Annotated in this window: 17 protein-coding genes; 12 read left to right on the forward strand and 5 right to left on the reverse strand. The window is 61.4% G+C overall.

Features of this window, described 5'->3' with window-relative positions; all coding sequences use genetic code 11:
• Window positions 1-2 precede the first annotated feature (2 nt).
• From SPHV1_RS18555 to SPHV1_RS18565, 3 genes are read right to left on the reverse strand one after another with little or no spacing between them, the layout of a single operon-like run.
• Window positions 3-1,499, reverse strand: coding sequence for a class I adenylate-forming enzyme family protein (locus tag SPHV1_RS18555; protein WP_054947520.1), 1,497 nt, complete (start codon window positions 1,497-1,499; stop codon window positions 3-5).
• An 11-nt stretch (window positions 1,500-1,510) separates the two neighbouring features.
• A complete protein-coding gene (locus SPHV1_RS18560; protein ID WP_054947521.1) occupies window positions 1,511-2,056 on the reverse strand; it encodes a MaoC family dehydratase in 546 nt (181 codons plus the stop codon).
• Window positions 2,053-3,336, reverse strand: a complete 1,284-nt coding sequence (locus SPHV1_RS18565) for an acyl-CoA dehydrogenase family protein (RefSeq protein WP_054947522.1) — start codon at window positions 3,334-3,336, stop codon at window positions 2,053-2,055. The genes SPHV1_RS18560 and SPHV1_RS18565 overlap by 4 nt, the downstream gene beginning before the upstream one ends.
• A gap of 121 nt (window positions 3,337-3,457) precedes the next feature.
• Here SPHV1_RS18565 and SPHV1_RS18570 point away from each other — a divergent pair, with 121 nt between their 5' ends.
• Both SPHV1_RS18570 and SPHV1_RS18575 read left to right on the forward strand, forming a co-directional pair.
• A complete protein-coding gene (locus SPHV1_RS18570; protein WP_054947523.1) occupies window positions 3,458-4,042 on the forward strand; it encodes a VOC family protein in 585 nt (194 codons plus the stop codon).
• Between the two features lie 3 nt (window positions 4,043-4,045).
• Entirely contained in the window at window positions 4,046-5,215 is a 1,170-nt protein-coding gene (locus SPHV1_RS18575; RefSeq protein ID WP_054947524.1) for an alpha/beta fold hydrolase, read from the forward strand.
• Between the two features lie 61 nt (window positions 5,216-5,276).
• Here SPHV1_RS18575 and SPHV1_RS18580 read toward each other — a convergent pair whose 3' ends face one another.
• Entirely contained in the window at window positions 5,277-5,804 is a 528-nt protein-coding gene (locus SPHV1_RS18580) for a MarR family winged helix-turn-helix transcriptional regulator (protein WP_054947525.1), read from the reverse strand.
• An 80-nt stretch (window positions 5,805-5,884) separates the two neighbouring features.
• Window positions 5,885-7,027: an acyl-CoA dehydrogenase family protein gene (locus SPHV1_RS18585; protein WP_231634744.1), complete on the reverse strand. Its 1,143-nt coding sequence runs from the start codon at window positions 7,025-7,027 to the stop codon at window positions 5,885-5,887.
• Window positions 7,028-7,145: 118 nt separating this feature from the next.
• Here SPHV1_RS18585 and SPHV1_RS18590 point away from each other — a divergent pair, with 118 nt between their 5' ends.
• From SPHV1_RS18590 to SPHV1_RS18635, 10 genes are all read left to right on the forward strand, one after another.
• Window positions 7,146-8,144, forward strand: a complete 999-nt coding sequence (locus SPHV1_RS18590; protein WP_054947526.1) for a phosphotransferase family protein — start codon at window positions 7,146-7,148, stop codon at window positions 8,142-8,144.
• Between the two features lie 14 nt (window positions 8,145-8,158).
• On the forward strand, window positions 8,159-8,491 hold the full coding sequence (locus SPHV1_RS18595; RefSeq protein ID WP_231634745.1) for a DUF6285 domain-containing protein: 333 nt from the start codon (window positions 8,159-8,161) through the stop codon (window positions 8,489-8,491).
• Window positions 8,488-9,366 carry a hydroxymethylglutaryl-CoA lyase gene (locus SPHV1_RS18600; RefSeq protein ID WP_054947528.1) on the forward strand — a complete coding sequence of 293 codons (879 nt, stop codon included), beginning with the start codon at window positions 8,488-8,490 and terminating at the stop codon, window positions 9,364-9,366. The genes SPHV1_RS18595 and SPHV1_RS18600 overlap by 4 nt, the downstream gene beginning before the upstream one ends.
• Complete coding sequence (locus SPHV1_RS18605; protein WP_054947529.1) at window positions 9,366-10,151, forward strand: SDR family NAD(P)-dependent oxidoreductase; 786 nt, start codon at window positions 9,366-9,368, stop codon at window positions 10,149-10,151. Before SPHV1_RS18600 ends, SPHV1_RS18605 begins: the two co-directional genes overlap by 1 nt.
• Before the next feature lie 139 nt (window positions 10,152-10,290).
• Window positions 10,291-11,205: an SMP-30/gluconolactonase/LRE family protein gene (locus tag SPHV1_RS18610; RefSeq protein ID WP_054947530.1), complete on the forward strand. Its 915-nt coding sequence runs from the start codon at window positions 10,291-10,293 to the stop codon at window positions 11,203-11,205.
• 160 nt (window positions 11,206-11,365) lie between these two features.
• The gene (locus SPHV1_RS18615) at window positions 11,366-13,573 is read left to right on the forward strand and encodes a TonB-dependent receptor (RefSeq protein WP_054947531.1); all 2,208 of its coding nucleotides are present in this window, start codon (window positions 11,366-11,368) and stop codon (window positions 13,571-13,573) included.
• An 8-nt stretch (window positions 13,574-13,581) separates the two neighbouring features.
• Window positions 13,582-14,625, forward strand: coding sequence for a CaiB/BaiF CoA-transferase family protein (locus SPHV1_RS18620; RefSeq protein ID WP_054947532.1), 1,044 nt, complete (start codon window positions 13,582-13,584; stop codon window positions 14,623-14,625).
• A gap of 19 nt (window positions 14,626-14,644) precedes the next feature.
• Window positions 14,645-15,847, forward strand: coding sequence for an acetyl-CoA C-acetyltransferase (locus SPHV1_RS18625; protein WP_054947550.1), 1,203 nt, complete (start codon window positions 14,645-14,647; stop codon window positions 15,845-15,847).
• Window positions 15,848-15,870: 23 nt separating this feature from the next.
• Window positions 15,871-18,045: a 3-hydroxyacyl-CoA dehydrogenase NAD-binding domain-containing protein gene (locus SPHV1_RS18630; protein ID WP_054947533.1), complete on the forward strand. Its 2,175-nt coding sequence runs from the start codon at window positions 15,871-15,873 to the stop codon at window positions 18,043-18,045.
• A complete protein-coding gene (locus SPHV1_RS18635) occupies window positions 18,042-18,443 on the forward strand; it encodes a nuclear transport factor 2 family protein (protein WP_054947534.1) in 402 nt (133 codons plus the stop codon). Before SPHV1_RS18630 ends, SPHV1_RS18635 begins: the two co-directional genes overlap by 4 nt.
• Window positions 18,444-18,478 lie beyond the last annotated feature (35 nt).

The raw sequence follows: 18,478 nt of genomic DNA on the forward strand, positions 1-18,478 counted from the left end.
TTTTACTCCGCCGTTGACACGGTAGCTGTTCGCGGCAGTTCGCGCACGATGACGTAAGTGCGCGGCACCTTGAACCCGGCAAGGTGCTCCCGGCAGAAGTCGGTCAGCGCCCGCGTGTCGACGACGTCGCCATGCGGCACGATGGCGGCACATATCTTCTCGCCCCATTCTTTGTCGTGCAGTGAGAAGACACAGGCTTCGGCAACCATTGCGGACTTGTTGAGAACTTCCTCCACTTCGCCGGGATGAACGTTTTCACCGCCTGTGATAATTATTTCGTCAGCGCGGCCGACAAGGTGCAGAAATCCCTCCTCGTCGATCCATCCCAGGTCGCCGGTTGGAATACGGCCCTGTTGGTCGAGAAGGCAAATCGGGCCGTCCGGTGTCAAGCCTTCGACAGGAGGTTGGCGGTCCGCAATGCGCACTTCGCCGATCTGACCTTGCGGCAGTAATAGACCTTCTCCATCGGTGATGGTTATGGCGATATCGGGATCCGGAAATGTCGTTGGCAACTGGGTGTGATTGCGCCTGCGGCGATGGACCTCTGCATCGAGATGCCCGATCGCGGCAGCCGTTTCGGTGAGCCCGTAGACTTGGCAGAAGCCGGTATCGAACGTCGCCTGCGCTGCGTTCAGTGTTTCGCGCTCGACTGCACCGGCACCATAAGCGACCATTCGTAGCGAACTGGTGTCGCGGGGCTTCTCGCTTTGTTCGCGTAGCAAGGCCTCCAGCATCGAAGGCAGCCACTGCGCGTGGGTCACGCCTTCGCTGGCAATGAGGTCCAGCAATCCTGCAGGTTCGGTATGACTGGCGACAATCTGGCGCAGGCCACCAGCCAGGGCGAAAAGCGTCCAGGCCCATCCCGCGACATGGAAGAATGGAGCAGCGATCAGCAGTCGCGCATCGCCGTCGAGGTCCAAAGCATTCGGCGCGCAGAGGCGTGCGTGGAGTGCATTACGTCGGAGCATTCGTGCCTTGGGCGCTCCGGTGCTACCGGAAGTCAGGAAGATAGCCGCGGGGCGATCGTCCTCCTTGGGGGAAGCGACAGTGGACAAGTGGTCGTAGCGCGCCTCACGGGCAAGCCTCTCGGGCTCAATGCGGTTTAGTCCCGTCTCGCTGGCGAAGGAAACCCGCGCGACAAGCAGACGCGGGCCCACCAGTTTCAGGATCGGGGTCAACTCCGCGGATGTCAGACGCCAGTTGATGCCGACGGGTACGATCCCGGTCCGCAGACAGGCAATCATGAGAGCCGGTTGCCAGGCCTCGTTGCGGCCGGACCAGGCGATGCGTTCACCGGCACGCAGGCCCCGCTCCTGCAATCCGGCAGCAAGGCGGTCCGAATGGATATCGAGTTCCTGCCAGGTCCAGCGGTTGCCGGCTGCCACGATCGCCAGATCGTGGGGACGGCTCTGCGCGTGAAGTCGAACCTGCTGCTCGACTGGCAGGTCGGGGCGGGTCATCGGAACGGGCTTCCAGGCATTGCGTTCTGATGCGATCATACGCGGTTACCCTAGCGAATTGCCTGCAGTCCTTCAGCCTTTGCTCCGCTGGCGACAGCAGGCTCGACGATCAGGTCGGTTTCGTCGCTCGCGGCAAGGGGAACCATCAGACTAAGCGATTCGAAAGTGAAGACCGGCCTCGTGCCATCGGGCTTTTCCATCGAGATCCGGCTGCGCAGCAAGGTGCCGCTGGCACGCCGATCGACCGCGATGACTTCCTGCCTTGCCCGTATCCGTTCGCCGCATCGGACCGGGCTGAGGAAGCGCAAGCGGTCCGCTCCGTAGTTGAAGATCTGCTTGAGGCCATCGACTTCCAGCATCGGTAGAGTGAGGGCAGGCACCAGCGAAAGCATCAGAAAACCGTGCGCTATCGTGCCGCCGTTCTCGCTCTTGGCGCGCGCGCGGTCGACATGGATCCATTGATGGTCTTCGGTGACGTCAGCGAAGCGGTCGATCCGCGACTGATCGATCTCGATCCAGCGCGACAGACCGATCTCATTGCCGACGAGCTTGTGCAGGTCGCGATAGTCGACGCGCAGCGGAAGGGACGTGCTCATGCTTTCGCCTTGCGGGGGCCGGCAAAACCAAACATCCATGCGCCGACCTTGCGCTTCTGAATCTCCTCTGCCCCTTCGGTGATGCGGTAGCGGCGGTGGTGTCGATAGATGTGTTCGAAAGGCTTGTGCCGGGAATAGCCCATGCCGCCGTGGACCTGCATCGCCGTATCCGCTGCTTCGCACACCAGGCGGTTGGCCCAGTAATTGCACATGCTGACCTTGTCGGAGAGCTGACGTGCGACCTCCGGTTTGGTCATGCGATCCATTTCCCAAGCCGTCTTGCGGATGAGCAGGCGAAGCATTTCCACCTGGGTCGCCAGTTCCACGAGGGGGAACTGGATGCCCTGATTGACTGCAAGCGCCTTGCCGAACGGCTTGCGTTCCCGCGCATAGGAGACGCTTTCACGAATGCAGTAGTCGGCCGCGCCCAGCGACGAAGCTGCCTGGCGAATCCGGTTCTCGTGAACGAAATGCTGCGCAAGCTCGAGGCCCTTGCCGATGGCGCCGAGAAGTGCGGTTTCCGGAACCCACACGTCGGTGAAGCTTACCCGGGGGTGGTCCGTGGGCATATTGAAGGTCCACAGGTATTCCTCAACCTTCACGCCGGGAGCCTGTGCCGGAACGATAAGGCAGGTGATGCCATCGGCATCGCCGTCCTTGCCGGATGTGCGCGCGAAAACCATGACGTGGCTTGCGACATGCATGCCGGTCGTCCACATCTTCTCGCCGTCGATGCGCCAGCCTGCAATGCCGTCACGTTCTGCTTTGATGGCGCGGGTTTCCATGAAAGTTGCATCGGACCCGTGCTCTGGTTCGGTCAGGCCAAAACAGATACTGCGGCTGCCGTCGAGCATGCCGGCGATGAATTCGTCCTTCTGCGCCTGCGTTCCGAAATCGCGGAACATGAGCACCTGCGGGAAATTGGCGACGATCGAGTGTTCGTTCTGCAGGTCGTTGTGCAGGCCCAGACCTTTCGCGGCGAGATGTTCGCGGATCACCGCCATCCAGAGGTTCGAACCATTGCGTCCGCCAAACTCCGAAGGAAGCGGGAAACGTAAGTGACCGGCTGCATCGGCGCGTCGCTTCGCTTCGCCGAGCAGGTCCTCCCATTCGTGCCGGGGAAGGCCGCCGCGATCATAGTCCGTGCGTGCCCATTCGCGCCGGTGATCGAAGAACCGCACGTTGTCGTCGGCCTGCTCCAGAGGGCGGATTTCGGCCTCGATAAAGGCATCGAGCTCGCCAAGATAGGCTTCCAGTTCGAGTGGAAGGTCGAAGTTCATGCAGGTCCTCTCCTTTGCGGCAATCCTATCCCTGTTCGAAGAGAACGTAAATAGATTTGACAAAATTTTGTGGAGGTGATCTGCTTGCGAATACGAAACGTATGTGTTCCCGGAGAGGCTAATGACCCAAAAGACCCCGGCGCCAGTTCATCTCGGTGCCCTTCATCACGCGGCTTATCGTTGCCGCGATGCCGAGCAGACTCGTTGGTTTTACGAGGATGTTCTGGGACTTCCTACTGCCGCTGCACTGGTATTGGATACCGTGCCGGGCACCGGGGCGCAGAATCCCTACATGCACATCTTCTTCGAGCTTGCCGACGGCAATTACCTTGCCTTTTTCGATGCGCCGGGGGACGCCGATCCGCACTGGTTCGACCGCAAGGACAGCTTCGACATGCATTTCGCCATGCAGGTCGACACCGAAGAGCAGCTCTTGGCGATGCAGGAGCGTATCCGGTCATTCGGGATCAAGTGCGCTGGCCCACTCGGTCATGGCTTTGTCAATTCGCTCTACATGTACGATCCCAATGGCATACAGGTCGAAATCACCATCAGAGTGCCAGAGCATGACGCCATCCTGGCCGCTGAAAAGCGCCACTTGCCTGAGACACTTCGTGCGTGGACGGAGCGGACACGCGCCGCGAAAATCGCGAAATTCGGTGCAGAGGCACTCGACATGCGCGCCGCGGCGCCAAGGAAGGCATGACCCATGAAATATGAGCGGACACCCTATCTCGTAATCTTCGACGAAACCGCCGCGTTCAAGGATACCTACAGCGGGCAGGTCGGCAAGGTCGTGCTTGAAGCGCATCTGCTCAAGCCCGAAACGCCGTCCGATACGGTTGTGCTCTTCATGCATCCGATCGGTGGCGGCGCGTGGTTGCCCCTGCCATCAGCGCTTGCCAAGACAGGAACGCACGTCATCTACTGCAACAGCCGCTATCGCGGCATCGACAATGCCCTGATCATGGAAAAGTGCGCTCTCGATCTGGGCGCGGCGGTGCGCGATGCGAAGGAGCGGCTGGGCTACAAGAAAGTCATTCTCGGAGGCTGGAGCGGGGGCGGCGCCCTTTCGCTGTTCTACCAGGCGGAGGCCGAAAATCCGACTGTCACGCATACCCCTGCCGGAGATCCGCTCGATCTCACAGCGGCCGGTCTCATCCCTGCCGACGGTGTGGCGCTCCTGGCGGCACATCTCTCCCGTAACCTGACTCTCACCGAATGGATCGACCCTTCGATCACCGACGAATCGCGGCCATTCGAGCGCGATCCCGAACTCAATATCTACGACCCGGCCAATCCCAATCAGGCCCCCTACGATCCGGCCTACGTAGAACGGTATCGTAACGCTCAGATTGCCCGTAACCGCAGGATCACAGCTTGGGTCAAGGAGCGTCTCGCGGCGTTGCGCGTTGCCGGCAAGGAGAAGCACGAAGAAGGTTTCGTCGTCCATGGGACGATGGCCGATCCGCGTTTTCTCGACGAGACTCTCGAGCCGAGCGACCGGCCGCCGCACTGGTGCTTCCTGGGCGATCCGGAGGTGGTCAATGACGGACCGGTTGGGCTGGCGCGCTTCTCTACCTTGCGCAGTTGGCTTTCGCAGTGGTCCTATGATGATTCAAACGCTCACGGACTGCGCTGCGCAGCCCGCATCACGGTGCCGCTACTCGTCATCGAGAACAGCGCCGACGATGCGTGCACGCCCAGCCATGCCGGGCGGCTAAGGGAAGCGGCCGTCAATGCGCCCCAGACGCATCATGTGGTGAAGGGCGCAAACCACTACTATTTCGGCCAGCCCGAAATGGCTGCCGAAGCCTGCGAAGCGCTCAATGCGTGGATCGCAACCGTTCCGCACCGCGAAGCGATGCTTGCTCTGTGACAATCCCCCAAGATCGTCGAGCCGGATATCCTATCGGCTCGACGATCGGTTTCCGTCGCTGTCAGTCCTGAGGACGAGACTTGCGGCCGGGTGGGCGTCCCATGGGTCGCGGGAATGACGGCTGTTCCGGCCTGGCACGTGCTTGGTCGTTCTCGACCGTGCACACGATCGGATCGCCCCAGTCGCGCGAGAAGGCGTCACGCAGTGCGCGCACTTGCGGTTTTCCGATGCGCTTGGCCAACTGCCCGGTCAGTTCCTGGACGATCAACTGCGCATCGTGGCGCATGGCATTGCCCATCTCTGTGAGTTGCACGATCTTGATGCGACCATCCTCCGGATCGTCGACCAGTTCGAAAATGCCGCGTTTCACCAGTCCGCCTATCGTGACATGAACCGCCTGGCGTGTCAGGCGCAAGCTCCGTGCGATCTCTGCCGGCCTGACGATGTTCTGCTGAACATGCATCATCACCATCGATTCCGGACGCGTCAGATTTGGCCAGCCTTTTTCGCGAAGGCTTAACTGCAGGGATTCGTCAAACCATTCGAATCCCTGCAAGAGTGGAACGATAAGATACAAGGTCTTGTCCATGCTAGCGGCTCTCCTCTGCACGTTTTGCAGAAGGTGCCGCGCGGCGCAATGCTGTCTCGCGTAAATCCCCGACGGACGCTTCAAAGGCTTCGCGCGATGAGGACTTTCATGATCTCCGAAGTGCCGCCGTGGATCGTGTCGATGCGCGCGTCCCTGTAGAGCCGGGCGATCGGGTATTCGTTCATGTAGCCGTATCCTCCGAAAAGCTGCAGGCAGCGATTCACGCCCGCGACTTCGGTTTCGGTAACGAACAGTTTTGCCATCGATGCGGTCGCTGCATCGAGTGCTCCTGCGAGGAGTTTGTCGGTACAGGAATCGACGAAGGCGCGTGCGGCCATTGCCTGTGCCTTGATGTCGGCAAGGGTGAACTGCGTGTTCTGGAAGTCGAACAGTGCCTTGCCGAAAGCGCGCCGCTCACGCGTGTAGTCGATGGTCAGGGAGAGGGCGCGCTCAAGGATGGCGAGGCCCATGGCAGCAATTCCGAGTCTCTCCTGCGGCAACATGGACATGAGCTGGGCGAAGCCCTGACCCTCGATGCGGCCTAGCAGGTTCGAGGCGGGCACGCGAACCCCGTCGAAGAACAGTTCGGAAGTATCCTGAGCGTCACGGCCGATCTTGTCGAGATTGCGCCCGCGTTTGAAGTCGGATCGATTGCCTTCGACGGCGATGAGCGAGATCCCTTTGGCCCCGGCTTCATGATCGGTCTTGCATACGACCAGGACCAGATCTGCGGTTTGGCCGTTGGAAATGAATGTCTTGCTGCCGTTGATGATCCAATCATCGCCATCGCGATTGGCGCGGGTGCGAATGCCCTGGAGGTCGGATCCGGTGCCGGGCTCGGTCATGGCGATGGCCAGAACGGTTTTGCCGCTGACGATGCCGGGCAGCCACGTGGCTTTCTGCTCTTCGGTCCCGAAGGCGATGATGTATGGAGCGACGATCATATTGTGCAGCGGAACGCCCCATCCTTCGAGGCCGCGCTTGCCGAATTCTTCGATAATGACGCGCTCATGGCGAAAATCTCCGCCCAGGCCGCCGTATTCGGAAGGGACCGATACGCCCAATAAGCCGAATTCGCCGGCCTTGTGCCAAAGTTCGCGCTCGACGATCTTGTCCTTTTCCCATTTTGCGATGCGTTCGGGGGGCGCCTCGGCATCGAGGAACTTCGCCAGTCCATCGCGGAAGGCTTCGACATCGTCGTCGTCATAGGGTGATTCGGCCAATTGGGCTCTCCGGGCATCCTGTTCCATGCGGATCATCATCGGATTGTTCACAGTTCTCGTCAATATATTTGACAAAGAGGATTTGAGCCATCATGTCTTGAGACAAGGAGAGAGATGCATGACCGCAGATATTGAGCACGCTCTTGCGCAGCGTGCAGGGGCCGCGGCCACGATTGCCAACCTCAAGCGCCTGACGGGCGGGGCGAGTCTCGAGACCTGGGCTTATGATGAAGTGTCGGGTCGCGACGTGCGGCCGCTCATCCTGCGCCGAAGACGGGCGGGAGACGGCACCGTCTTCGAAACTTCGCTGCCACTTGCGACGGAAGCGGCCTTGCTTGCGCTCGCCGCCGAAGCCGGGGTTCCGGTAGCAAAGCCAATCTATGGCTGCGATATGCTGAGCGAGCTTGGCGAAGCCTACGTCATGGAGCGCGTCGAGGGGGTGACGCTTGGGCGGAAAATCGTGGCGTCGGAGGAATTCGCTCCCGCGCGCCTTGTGCTCGGTCGGCAGTGCGGTGCTGCCCTTGCCCGTATTCATGCCATTTCCACAGACCGGGCGCCTGTTCTTGAACGGCTGGATGCCGCCGCTTCGCTGGATCGCTATGAGGCAATCTACCGCAAGGGCGAACATGTTCGGCCTGTTATCGAGGCTGCGGTCGCGTGGCTTCGCGATACCATTCCGGCGCCAGTGGAGCCTGTCCTGGTCCATGGGGACTTTCGCAATGGCAACCTCATTGTCGACCCCGCGTGCGGCCTTGTCGCGGTGCTGGACTGGGAGCTGGCCCATTCGGGCGATCCGGCTGAGGACCTGGGTTGGCTTTGCGTCAATTCCTGGCGCTTCGGTGAGACGAGCCTGCAGGTGGGCGGTTTCGCGCCGCTAGATGAACTCCTCTGCGGCTACGAACAGGCAGGCGGTAAGGCGCCGTCGATCGAGCGCATCCGCTGGTGGCAGGCGATGGGAACGCTCAAGTGGGCGACAGTGACGATGATGATGTACCGGACTTTTGCCAGCGGTGAGAGTCGGTCGGTCGAACGTGCAGTTATCGGTCGGCGTCTCAGTGAATGCGAAGTCGACCTGCTCGCCCTGATGGATGAGGACCTGAAGGAGCAGGCGGCATGATGTGCGATCCTACCATGAGCGAGTTACTGCAGGCCGTGAGTGAATGGCTCGGCGATTTCGACAACTCGGCAGGTTCCTATGAACGTCGTATCGCCCGCAATGCACTTGAGATCGTGCGCCGTGAACATGCCCTGGGCGGCGAAGCGCAGGCGCGAGCGGGCGAACGGCTGCGCATGCTGCTTGGTCGGGAAGGTGCTGCAGCCGAACTGGAGACGGCATTGGCCACCGCGATCCGCGAAGGACGCATCGCTTACCACGATCCGCGGCTTCGCGATCACTTGCGGCGCTGGGCGCTCGACTGCCTGGCTATCGATCAGCCGCATTACATCCATGGATTGAAGTCATGATCGAACTGGTCGAGGTTTCCCCACGGGACGGCTTGCAGAACGAGAAAACCGTCCTTTCAACTGAGGACAAGCTTGCCCTTATCGCCAGGGCCACAGCTGCCGGCGCGCGCCGTATCGAGGTGGCGAGTTTCGTGAACCCCAAGCGGGTTCCGCAGATGGCGGATGCCGAGGCGGTCGTTGCCGGATTGCCCCGAGACAATGGTGTGACGCATATCGGTCTCGTCCTGAACGAGCGCGGTGCCGCACGTGCCATTGCCAGCGGCATTGATGAACTGGGCATTGTGTGTGTGGCCAGCGATCGTTTCGGCATCGCCAACCAAGGTCAGTCGAGCGAGGAAAGCCTTGCTATGGCGATGCGCGTCGTAGCCATGGCCGAGGAAGCGCAGCGGCCTGCCCAGGCAACAATTGCAGTGGCTTTCGGGTGCCCCATTACCGGCCAGGTAGATCCGGCGCGCGTGGAAGCTATGGCGTGTGCGCTGGCCGCTCTCGGCGTTCGTGAAATTGCACTGGCCGACACGATCGGCGTTGCCCGGCCTGTCGAGGTGACGAAGTTGGTCTCACAAGTGAAAGCGGCAGTGGGATCGTTGCCGATCCGCGTTCATTTTCACGACACCCGCGGAACGGGCGTCGCAAATGCCGTCGCGGCGGTGGCGGCAGGGGCGGTTACCGTCGATGCAGCCATCGGCGGGACCGGTGGCTGCCCTTTCGCGCCCGGTGCCGCAGGTAACGTGGCAAGCGAAGATGTCGTCTTTGCGCTGGGCGACCAGCTCCCGCTCGATCTCGAGGCCCTTGTCGATGCCGCATACTGGCTGAACGGGCGGCTTGGACGCAGCAGAACAAGCGCGCTTATGCGTGCATCCAGAGGAACGGAATAATGTCATTGACCGACAAGAACGATATGGCCCGCACGCACGAGGGCCGCACCGTGATGATTACCGGCGGCTCTTCCGGTTTGGGGGCGCTCTTCGCTCGAGCGCTTGCAGCGGCAGGTGCGCGTGTCGTCGTTGCTGCCCGGCGTGTCGACCGCCTGGAATCCCTGGTTGAGGAGATCCGGAGCAACGGCGGAGAGGCACTGGCGGTTCCTCTCGACGTTCGCGACGAGGCTTCCGTGGTCGCCGCCTTCGACATGGCAGAAGCGCATTTCGGCCTTGTCGACACTGTTATTGCAAATGCCGGGGTTAATTCATCGGGCATGGCGGTCGATTTGCCGATCGAGGACTTTGATGCCATCCAATCGGTCAATTGCCGCGGCGTATTCCTGACGGTGCGCGAGGGTGGCAAGCGACTCCTGGCATCGGACGGCATGGCTCAGCGCGGGCGTATAGTGGTCCTCGCCTCGGTCGGTGGGCTCAATGCCCTGCATGGCCTCGTCGCCTACTGCGCCTCGAAAGCCTCGGCGGTCATGCTGGCAAGGGCCTTCGCCAAGGAATGGGTCAAGGCTGGCATCAGTGTGAATGCCCTATGCCCCGGCTACATGCTGACCGACATCAACGAGGAGTGGTTCGAAAGCGCTTCGGGCAAACGCATGATCGAGCGCCTTCCGCGCTCGCGCCTCATGCCCGCGGACGCAATCCTGCCCAATGTTCTCCACCTTACCTCGGATGCAGCGGCTTATGTCACAGGCAGCGTGATCGCGATCGACGATGCGCAGATGCTCTGAAACTGTCGCTGGTGTTACGTTGACCCGCCAGCAATTCATTGGCGGACTTGCCGCGTGCCTGCTCCTGCGGCCTCTTGAGGCGGCAGCGAAACATAAGGAAAACCCGGGCGAAACGAGCCTGGCGCAGAGAGGATCGTACATGGAACTGGAGATTGTAGCAGAGGGCCTTGGCTTCCCCGAAGGCCCTATTGCCATGGCTGATGGTTCGGTCATCGTTGTGGATACCCACGGCGGTCGTTTGTTGCGAGTGGCGATGAATGGCGCTGTCAGTCCGGTGGCGGAAACCGGCGGCGGTCCGAATGGCGCAGCGATCGGACCGGACGGCATGATCTACGTCTGCAATAACGGCGGCTTTGCATGGTCCGAGCTCGAAGGCGGGCAACTCATGCCTCATGGTGTGCCGAGCGATTATCGGGGTGGTTCGATCCAGCGGGTCGATCCCGAGAGCGGTCGCGTCGAGACGCTTTATACCGCCTGCGAAGGCCGCGCCTTGCGCGGGCCCAACGATATCGTATTCGATTCGCAAGGCGGCTTCTGGTTCACCGATTTTGGCAAGACAAGTGAAGACCGTGTCGACATCGGCTATATTTATTACGCAAAGGCCGATGGGAGCGGTATCCGCCAGGCATTGGGCGGACTGAACGGTCCCAACGGTATTGGTCTGTCTCCCGACGAGAAGACGCTTTACTGGGCCGAAACGCCCACCGCGCGTCTTTGGGCTGCCGAGATTTCAGGGCCGGGGCAAGTCGCACAGGCGAGCGTTCCATGGCTGCCGGGACGACTTGTCCTGACGATGCCCGGCTACTGCTACTTCGACAGCCTTGCAGTCGAACGCGATGGGCGAGTCGTCGTCGGCACCCTTATTGAGGGTGGGCTGACGGTAATCGCTCCCGACGGGGCGCACGAACACATCGCCTTCCCTGAAATCGGTATCACGAATATCTGCTTTGGGGGCAAAGACATGCGTGAAGCCTGGGCGACCGCGTCCAGTTCCGGTCGCCTCTACCGGGTGCGCTGGCCTCGCCCCGGTGCGTCTACCGCCTATAATCGTTGAAGAATTCTTGCCGACGGGCCGGCAGTGGCCTCACTCCCCTTTGTTATTCGTCAAAATAATAGATATTAAACGTCAAAAGCTTTGACATGAAAGCACAACGTGAGCATGGTCCGGCTCGACCCTTCCAGAATGAAGAAGGGGTCTGTGATGGAGAGGATTGATGACTCGCACCTATTTCAGCCTGGCCGGATGTTCGATGATGGCCATGGCGCTTGCTTCCGGTGCGCACGCCCAGGAAGCGGCCGTAGATGACGGCAAGCCGGCGATGTCCGAAGAAGTACCGGCAATTGTTGTGACCGCGCAGCGCCGGGCCCAAAATCTGCAGGACGTCCCTCTCGCAGTCTCGGCCCTCGATTCCAGCCAGCTCAAGAATGCTGTCGTTCAATCGGTTACGAACCTCGACGGCAAGATTCCCAACGTCATTCTCGAGCCGGTCGGAGCCATTCCCTTTGCCGGCACCTATGCCATTCGTGGACTTGGATATTCCGATGTCCAGTCCGCCACCGAACCCACTGTCGGTGTTGAGGTGGACGGAGTGTACCAGGCTCGTAACGTCGGTACCGTTCAGGACTTCTACGATATCGACCAGGTCTCGATCCTGCGCGGTCCGCAGGGGACCCTCTACGGCCGTAACACGATCGGCGGTGTTGTGAGCCTGAGGACCAAGCTTCCGGGTGACAGGCTCGCGGTTGAAGCGCTCGGTACATTGGGAAGCTATGGTCGACGGGAGTTTCGCGGCTCGATCGAAGGTCCGGTTATCGAAGACTTGCTCAAACTGCGAGTCTCGATGCTCGAAACCCACTATTCCGGCTTCTATCACAACGATTACGAGGGCGGTGACGGCCGTCGTCTTGGCAAGCGCAATGTATCCGGCGTGCGCGGCACTCTGGTTCTGACGCCCGCCTATAACTTCGATGCGACGCTGATCGTCGACCACAGTGACGAAAAGGGCACGGGAACGCCGCTGACCAATGTCAGCCTGCCTGGCATGGTGCTGCCGGCCTACGGCTACCCCGCCGATCCGGATCAACCGCCTTACCATACCAACGTCAACGGGTTTCCGGACGGCGATATGCGCGCGGACATCAGGACGACCGGCGAGACGCTCCAGTTGAACTGGGCGCCGGGTGGAGTGAAGCTCACATCGATCACCGGATATCGCCGCACTGCCAGCGCGGTGGATAGCGATTTCGATGGTACACCGATCAGCTTTCTCAACATTGCCAATCACGAAAGGCATCGTCAGTTCAGCGAGGAACTGCGCGTCGCTTCCGACAATGACGGCAGCCCGCTGACCTATGTCTTTGGCCTGTACTATCTCTGGCAGCGCTACAACAACGATACCGCGCAGACCGGTCTCATTTTCGGGGGCGAGGACGCCGGGTCGAAGCTGATTACGGCCCAGACTTCGAAGTCCTACGCCGTATTCGGACAGATCGATTACAAGGTAACGGATCGGCTTACGCTGACCGTCGGTGGTCGGTATAGCCACGATAAAAAGCGCTTCACGATTCAGCCCTTGTTCTATCCCGCGTCGCAGACCTTCTCGAAGCCGTTCAATGACTTTTCGCCCAAAGCGGCAATCAGCTACCAGTGGACGAAATCGCTGTTGACCTACGTGCAGTATTCCCGCGGATATCGTTCCGGCGGGTTTAACGGGCGAGCCGGTAATTTCGATGTCGTCGGTCCTTACGACGCTGAGCATGTCGACAGCTTCGAAGGTGGCCTGAAGAGCTCCTGGTTCGGCAACAGGCTGATTGCCAACTTGGCGATCTTCACTGCCGACTACTCCGACATGCAGCAGTCGGTTCAGCAGGTTCTGCCGGGCACAACGATCAACCAGACGTTGACGACGAATGCGGCCAGCGCGACCCTTCGCGGTGTCGAGGGTGAACTTACGGCAAGGCCGGTGCGCGGCCTGACCGTGACCGGAACCTTCGGTTATCTCGATGCGCACTTCAACGACTTCACGGCCAACCTGGGCGATGGGCTTGGCGAGATCGACCGTTCGAACCTTCCGCTCAGCTTCGCCCCCAAGTGGAACGCCAGCCTGACCGGCACTTACGAACTTGAAACGGACCTCGGCACCTTCACCTTCCAGGGCAGCGGCCGTTACCAGAGCCGGATCTACACGAGCTTCACGCCGCTGAACGTGCAGACCGACGCCTTCATACGACCCAAGAACGTATCTTTCGATGCCAGCATCGGTTTCCAGTCCCTGGATGAGCACTGGCGCGTCTCGCTTTACGGCAAGAACCTGAGCGACCTCAACCTCATGAACAACAGCTTCTCGCTGGGGTCGCTTCTCGCCCTACGTGCGTACCAGCCACCCCGCGAATTCGGCGTGCAACTGGGACTGAGCTTCTAGGACTGGCCATGGCAGGAGCCCTCGAAGGACTGAAGATCGTCGAACTGGCCGGGATCGGTCCCGGCCCGTTCGCGGGGATGATGCTGGCCGATCACGGAGCCGAAGTGATCCGCGTGGAGCGGCCCGGCTTCGTTGTCGACAGCACGGATGTGCTGGCCCGTTCTCGCACGCGGATTGCGCTGGACCTGAAAGATCCGGCTGCAATCGAAGCCTTGCGCGAACTGGTTCGCTCAGCCGATGCGCTGATAGAAGGGTTCAGGCCCGGGGTTATGGAGCGTCTCGGACTTGGCCCTGAAGTCCTGCTCAAGGACAATCCGCGTCTTGTCTATGGTCGGGTGACCGGCTGGGGGCAAGAGGGCAGGCTCGCCAAGGCAGCCGGGCACGACATCAATTACATCGCGCTCACCGGCGCCCTCAATGCTTTCGGCCGCACCGGGGAGAAGCCGACCCCGCCCATCAACATGGTCGGCGATTTCGGCGGCGGTGGCATGATGATGGCTTTCGGCTTGCTTGCGGGGATCCTGTTCGCGCGGCGCACCGGGCAGGGGCAGGTAATCGATTGCGCGATGACCGATGGTGCGTCGCTTCAGATGAGCATGATCTGGGGTTTTCGCAATCAGGGAATCTGGAACGACGAGCGCGGGACAAATTATCTCGATACCGGCGCCCCCTACTACGACACCTACGAGACGGCCGACGGCAAGTATGTCGCCATTGGTTCCATCGAGCCGCAGTTCTATGCGCAGCTGCTTGAGAAGACCGGGCTCGCGGAGGATCCGATCTTTGCCGAGCAGAACGATCCGGCAACGCTTGAAGCCCGCCGCGAGCGTCTCTCCGCAGTCTTCGCAAGCAAGACGCGGCAGGAGTGGTGCGAGATCATGGAAGGCACAGATGTGTGTTTTGCCCCCGTCCTCGATTTCAATGAAGCGCCAAACCATGCGCAAAACCGCGAGCGCTGCGCCTTCATCGAGCTGGATGGCGTCTGTCAGCCCGCGCCGGCACCCCGATTTTCACTGACACCCGCCCCCGCCCCGCGTGCGCCGGGGCGTTGAGCCGCCCAAGGAGATCAACGTGAGAGAAGCTTACATATTTGATGCCGTGAGGACCCCACGTGGCCGCGGTAACGCCAAGGGGTCGCTGCACGAAGTGACGGCGATCTCGCTTTCGACGCAGGTGCTTCAGGCGCTTCGTGATCGCAACGGGTTGGATACGGGCAAGGTGGACGATGTCGTCATGGGCTGCGTCGCGCCGCTTGGCGAACAGGGTGCGAATATCGCCAGGGTCTCGGTCCTCAACGCGGGCTACGCGCAGACTGCGGCTGGCCTGCAGGTCCATCGCTTCTGCGCCTCGGGCCTCGAGGCGTGCAACATTGCGGCGGCAAAGATCGTCTCGGGCGAGGCGGACGTCGCCATCGGCGGGGGTGTGGAGAGCATGAGTCGTGTCGCCATGGGATCGGACGGTGGCGCCTGGTCGGCCGATCCTGACGTCGCATCGCGCACTTATTTTACCCCACAGGGCATCGGTGCCGACGTCATTGCGACTCTCAACGGTTATTCGCGTACGGATGTCGACGCATATGCAGTCGAAAGCCAGAAGCGTGCTGCCGCGGCCTGGAGCGAGGGGCGCTTCGCCAAGTCGATCGTGCCCGTGCAGCACGCTGGCATCACCGTTCTCGACCGTGACGAGCACATGCGGCCGGACACGACGTTGGCAGGTCTAGGAGCCTTGAAGCCCGCGTTCGAGCGGATGGGAGCGGACGGTTTTGATGCCGTCATTCGCCAGCGCTATCCCGAACTGCTTGCAGTCGATCACGTGCATCACGGCGGTAACAGCTCTGGCATCGTCGACGGGGCGGCCGGTGTGCTGATCGCCTCCCGCGAGGCCGGGGAGGCAATGGGTCTCAAGCCGCGGGCCAGGATCCGGGCGATGGCTTCGATCGGTTCTGAGCCTTCGATCATGCTGACGGGTCCGGTTGCCGTTACGCAGAAGGCGCTGGCCCGGGCAGGCATGACGAAGGCCGATATCGACCTCTTCGAACTCAACGAGGCGTTCGCGAGCGTCGTGCTCTTCTACATGCAGGAACTTGGCATCGACCATTCGCAGATCAACGTGAACGGCGGCGCCATCGCCATGGGGCACCCGCTCGGTGCGACCGGGGCGATGATCCTGGGAACCCTGCTTGACGAGATGGAGCGCTCAGACCGTGAGACTGGGCTCGTTACGCTCTGCGTCGGCGCTGGCATGGGCACGGCAACCATCATCGAACGCATCTGACCGGCCCACGCGAAGGAGGTCCCATGAAGAACTTTACCATTACCGTTGACGCCGACGGCATCGCGCTCGTCAGCTTTGATGTTCCCGGGCGCACCATGAACACTTTCACCGACAGTGCCGTCGCCGATCTGGATTTGCTCGTTGAGCGAATCCGAGCAGACGGCGCGATCAAGGGCGCCGTCTTGGCTTCGGGCAAGGCCAACGCCTTCTGTGCGGGCGCCGATCTCGGGGAACTGGGTGAAACGGCCGGTGGACAGGCGAAAGGTGCGGCCCTCGCCGCAGCCCTGCCGGTGACCAGTCGCATGAGCCGGGCACTGCGTGCGCTGGAGACTGTCGGCAAGCCGGTTGCCGCTGCTCTTGAAGGGCTAGCTTTGGGCGGCGGTTTCGAATTCGCCCTGGCTGCGCATCGCCGCGTTGCCGCCAGAGGTGTCAAAGTCGGTCTGCCTGAAGTGACTATCGGACTTCTCCCTGGCGCCGGGGGCACCCAGCGGACTACCCGGCTTGCGGGGCCGCGCAAGGCCCTCGACTTCATGCTCGGCGGCAAGCCGATGGATGCAGAAACGGCACAGTCGATCGGGCTTGTCGATGAGGTTGTGGAGCCGGGCGAGGCGGTCGAGGTCGCCAAGGCTTGGATCCGCAATGGCGGGGAGGGCGTGCAACCCTGGGACGTCAAGGGCTACAGGATGGAGCACGGCCCCTATACCCCGGCGGGCAGCGGCGTGTTCATGCTCGCTGCAGCGCAAGTGCAGGCCAAGGGCATGCACAATTTTCCGGCGCAGGAGAACATCGCGCGTTGCGTCTACGAAGGTTACGGCCTGCCGATGGACGCGGCCCTGCGGGTCGAAGCACGCCTCTTCCTGGCCACGCAGCAGACACCGCAAGCCCGCGCAATGATCCGTTCGCTCTTCGTGTCAAAGCAGGCCAACGCCAAGGGCGCCGGTCGTCCCGAGGGCGTCCCGCCCAGCAAGGTGACCAAGGCTGCCGTTCTTGGCGCCGGCATGATGGGCGCCGGGATTGCCTTCGCGCAGGCGCGCGCCGGAATTGAGACCGTGTTGATCGACACGAGCCAGGAGGCTGCCGACAAGGGCCGCGCCTATTCCGAAGCCATCGTTGAAAAGGCGGTGTTGCGAGGAACGATGACCCGCGAAGAGGCCGATGCGCTGATCGCTCGAATCCTTGCGACCACGGATTACGAGGCGATCGCCGGAGCCGACCTCGTCGTCGAGGCCGTATTTGAGGATCGCGGGCTCAAGGCTGACGTCACGGTCCGGGCGGAGGCCGTGCTCGCGTCCGAAGCGGTCTTCGCATCGAATACGTCGACTTTGCCGATCACCGGTCTGGCCCAGGCGTCGAAGCGACCTGCCAACTTCATCGGTATCCATTTCTTCTCGCCGGTCGACCGCATGGAGTTGGTCGAGATCATCGTTGGCAAGGAAACCAGCACCGAAACGCTCGCCAAGGCGGTCGACTACTGCAAGCAGCTCAAGAAAGTTCCGATCGTCGTTAACGACAGCCGCGGGTTCTACACCAGCCGCGTCTTCGATTCCTATCTTCGCGAAGGATTCGAGATGCTGATGGAAGGCATTGCCCCGGCGATCATCGACAATGTCGGACGGATGACTGGCATGCCGCGCGGGCCACTGGAACTGACCGACGATGTTGCCATCGATCTGGTCGACAAGGTGGCTCGGCAAGCCCGTGTGGATATGGGTCTGGGCGAACCCAGCGGCGGTAGTGAAAAGATGCTGATCGATCTCGTGGCGGCTGACCGCCTCGGTCGAAAGAATGCCAAGGGCTTCTACGATTATCCCAAAGGCGAGCCCAAGCGGCTCTGGTCGGGCTTGGCCGAAATGTTCCCGGTCAAGGTCGCGAAATCCGATCCCGAACTTCTCGAGAAACTCAAGCGCCGCTTCCTTTATCGTCAGGCGGTTGAAACTGCGCGGTGCCTGGATGAAGGCGTACTCACCAGCGCTCGCGATGCCGATGTCGGCGCCATTCTGGGCTGGGGCTTCGCAACCTGGACCGGAGGCCCCGCCAGCCTGATCGACATGGTGGGCGTCGCCCGCTTCGTTGAGGAATGCGACGCATTGGCAGAGGAACTGGGCGATCGCTTCGCGCCGCCTGCGCTGCTGCGCCGGATGGCCGAACAGGGCGATAGCTTCTATCCTGCGCCAAAGCCGCTCGAGGCTGCAGCGTGAACCGGGATGAGCGCATCAGGGCAGTGGCAGAGCGCTTCTTCGACGCCATCGAACGCGGTGACGTTGAGACAGTGCGCGATGTCTACCACCCCGATGTCGTGATCTGGCATGCGACCGACCGAACCGAAAGCAGCCGCGAGGAAAACCTCGCGGTGCTGGAGGGTTTCGTCGCCCGGGCTAGTGACCGTCGATACGAGAACCGGACGCTCGAAGTCTTCGCCGACGGTTTCGTGCAACAGCACATCGTTACCGGCACACGACGGGACGGGATGCGGCTTGAGATGGCGTCCTGCGTGATCTGCAAGGTGCAGGACGACCGGATCGTCCGACTTGACGAATATTTTGATTCCGCCGCCCTTCCACAGTGGTTCGCGATGGATGAGATCGCATCGCGATAACTTTGCATGAACGGCGGCATGCTGAAGAAATAAAA

Origin of the sequence: Novosphingobium sp. KN65.2 (genome assembly GCF_001368935.1) — a bacterium.
Classification (GTDB): Bacteria; Pseudomonadota; Alphaproteobacteria; order Sphingomonadales; family Sphingomonadaceae; genus Novosphingobium; species Novosphingobium mathurense.

Excerpts from the sequence above, each read along its gene's own strand:
- SPHV1_RS18555 (WP_054947520.1), bottom strand. The coding sequence starts at position 1,499 with ATGATCGCATCAGAACGCAATGCCTGGAAGCCCGTTCCGATGACCCGC.
- SPHV1_RS18560 (WP_054947521.1), bottom strand. The coding sequence starts at position 2,056 with ATGAGCACGTCCCTTCCGCTGCGCGTCGACTATCGCGACCTGCACAAG.
- SPHV1_RS18565 (WP_054947522.1), bottom strand. The coding sequence starts at position 3,336 with ATGAACTTCGACCTTCCACTCGAACTGGAAGCCTATCTTGGCGAGCTC.
- SPHV1_RS18570 (WP_054947523.1), top strand. The coding sequence starts at position 3,458 with ATGACCCAAAAGACCCCGGCGCCAGTTCATCTCGGTGCCCTTCATCAC.
- SPHV1_RS18575 (WP_054947524.1), top strand. The coding sequence starts at position 4,046 with ATGAAATATGAGCGGACACCCTATCTCGTAATCTTCGACGAAACCGCC.
- SPHV1_RS18580 (WP_054947525.1), bottom strand. The coding sequence starts at position 5,804 with ATGGACAAGACCTTGTATCTTATCGTTCCACTCTTGCAGGGATTCGAA.
- SPHV1_RS18590 (WP_054947526.1), top strand. The coding sequence starts at position 7,146 with ATGACCGCAGATATTGAGCACGCTCTTGCGCAGCGTGCAGGGGCCGCG.
- SPHV1_RS18595 (WP_231634745.1), top strand. The coding sequence starts at position 8,159 with ATGAGCGAGTTACTGCAGGCCGTGAGTGAATGGCTCGGCGATTTCGAC.
- SPHV1_RS18600 (WP_054947528.1), top strand. The coding sequence starts at position 8,488 with ATGATCGAACTGGTCGAGGTTTCCCCACGGGACGGCTTGCAGAACGAG.
- SPHV1_RS18605 (WP_054947529.1), top strand. The coding sequence starts at position 9,366 with ATGTCATTGACCGACAAGAACGATATGGCCCGCACGCACGAGGGCCGC.
- SPHV1_RS18610 (WP_054947530.1), top strand. The coding sequence starts at position 10,291 with ATGGAACTGGAGATTGTAGCAGAGGGCCTTGGCTTCCCCGAAGGCCCT.
- SPHV1_RS18615 (WP_054947531.1), top strand. The coding sequence starts at position 11,366 with ATGACTCGCACCTATTTCAGCCTGGCCGGATGTTCGATGATGGCCATG.
- SPHV1_RS18620 (WP_054947532.1), top strand. The coding sequence starts at position 13,582 with ATGGCAGGAGCCCTCGAAGGACTGAAGATCGTCGAACTGGCCGGGATC.
- SPHV1_RS18630 (WP_054947533.1), top strand. The coding sequence starts at position 15,871 with ATGAAGAACTTTACCATTACCGTTGACGCCGACGGCATCGCGCTCGTC.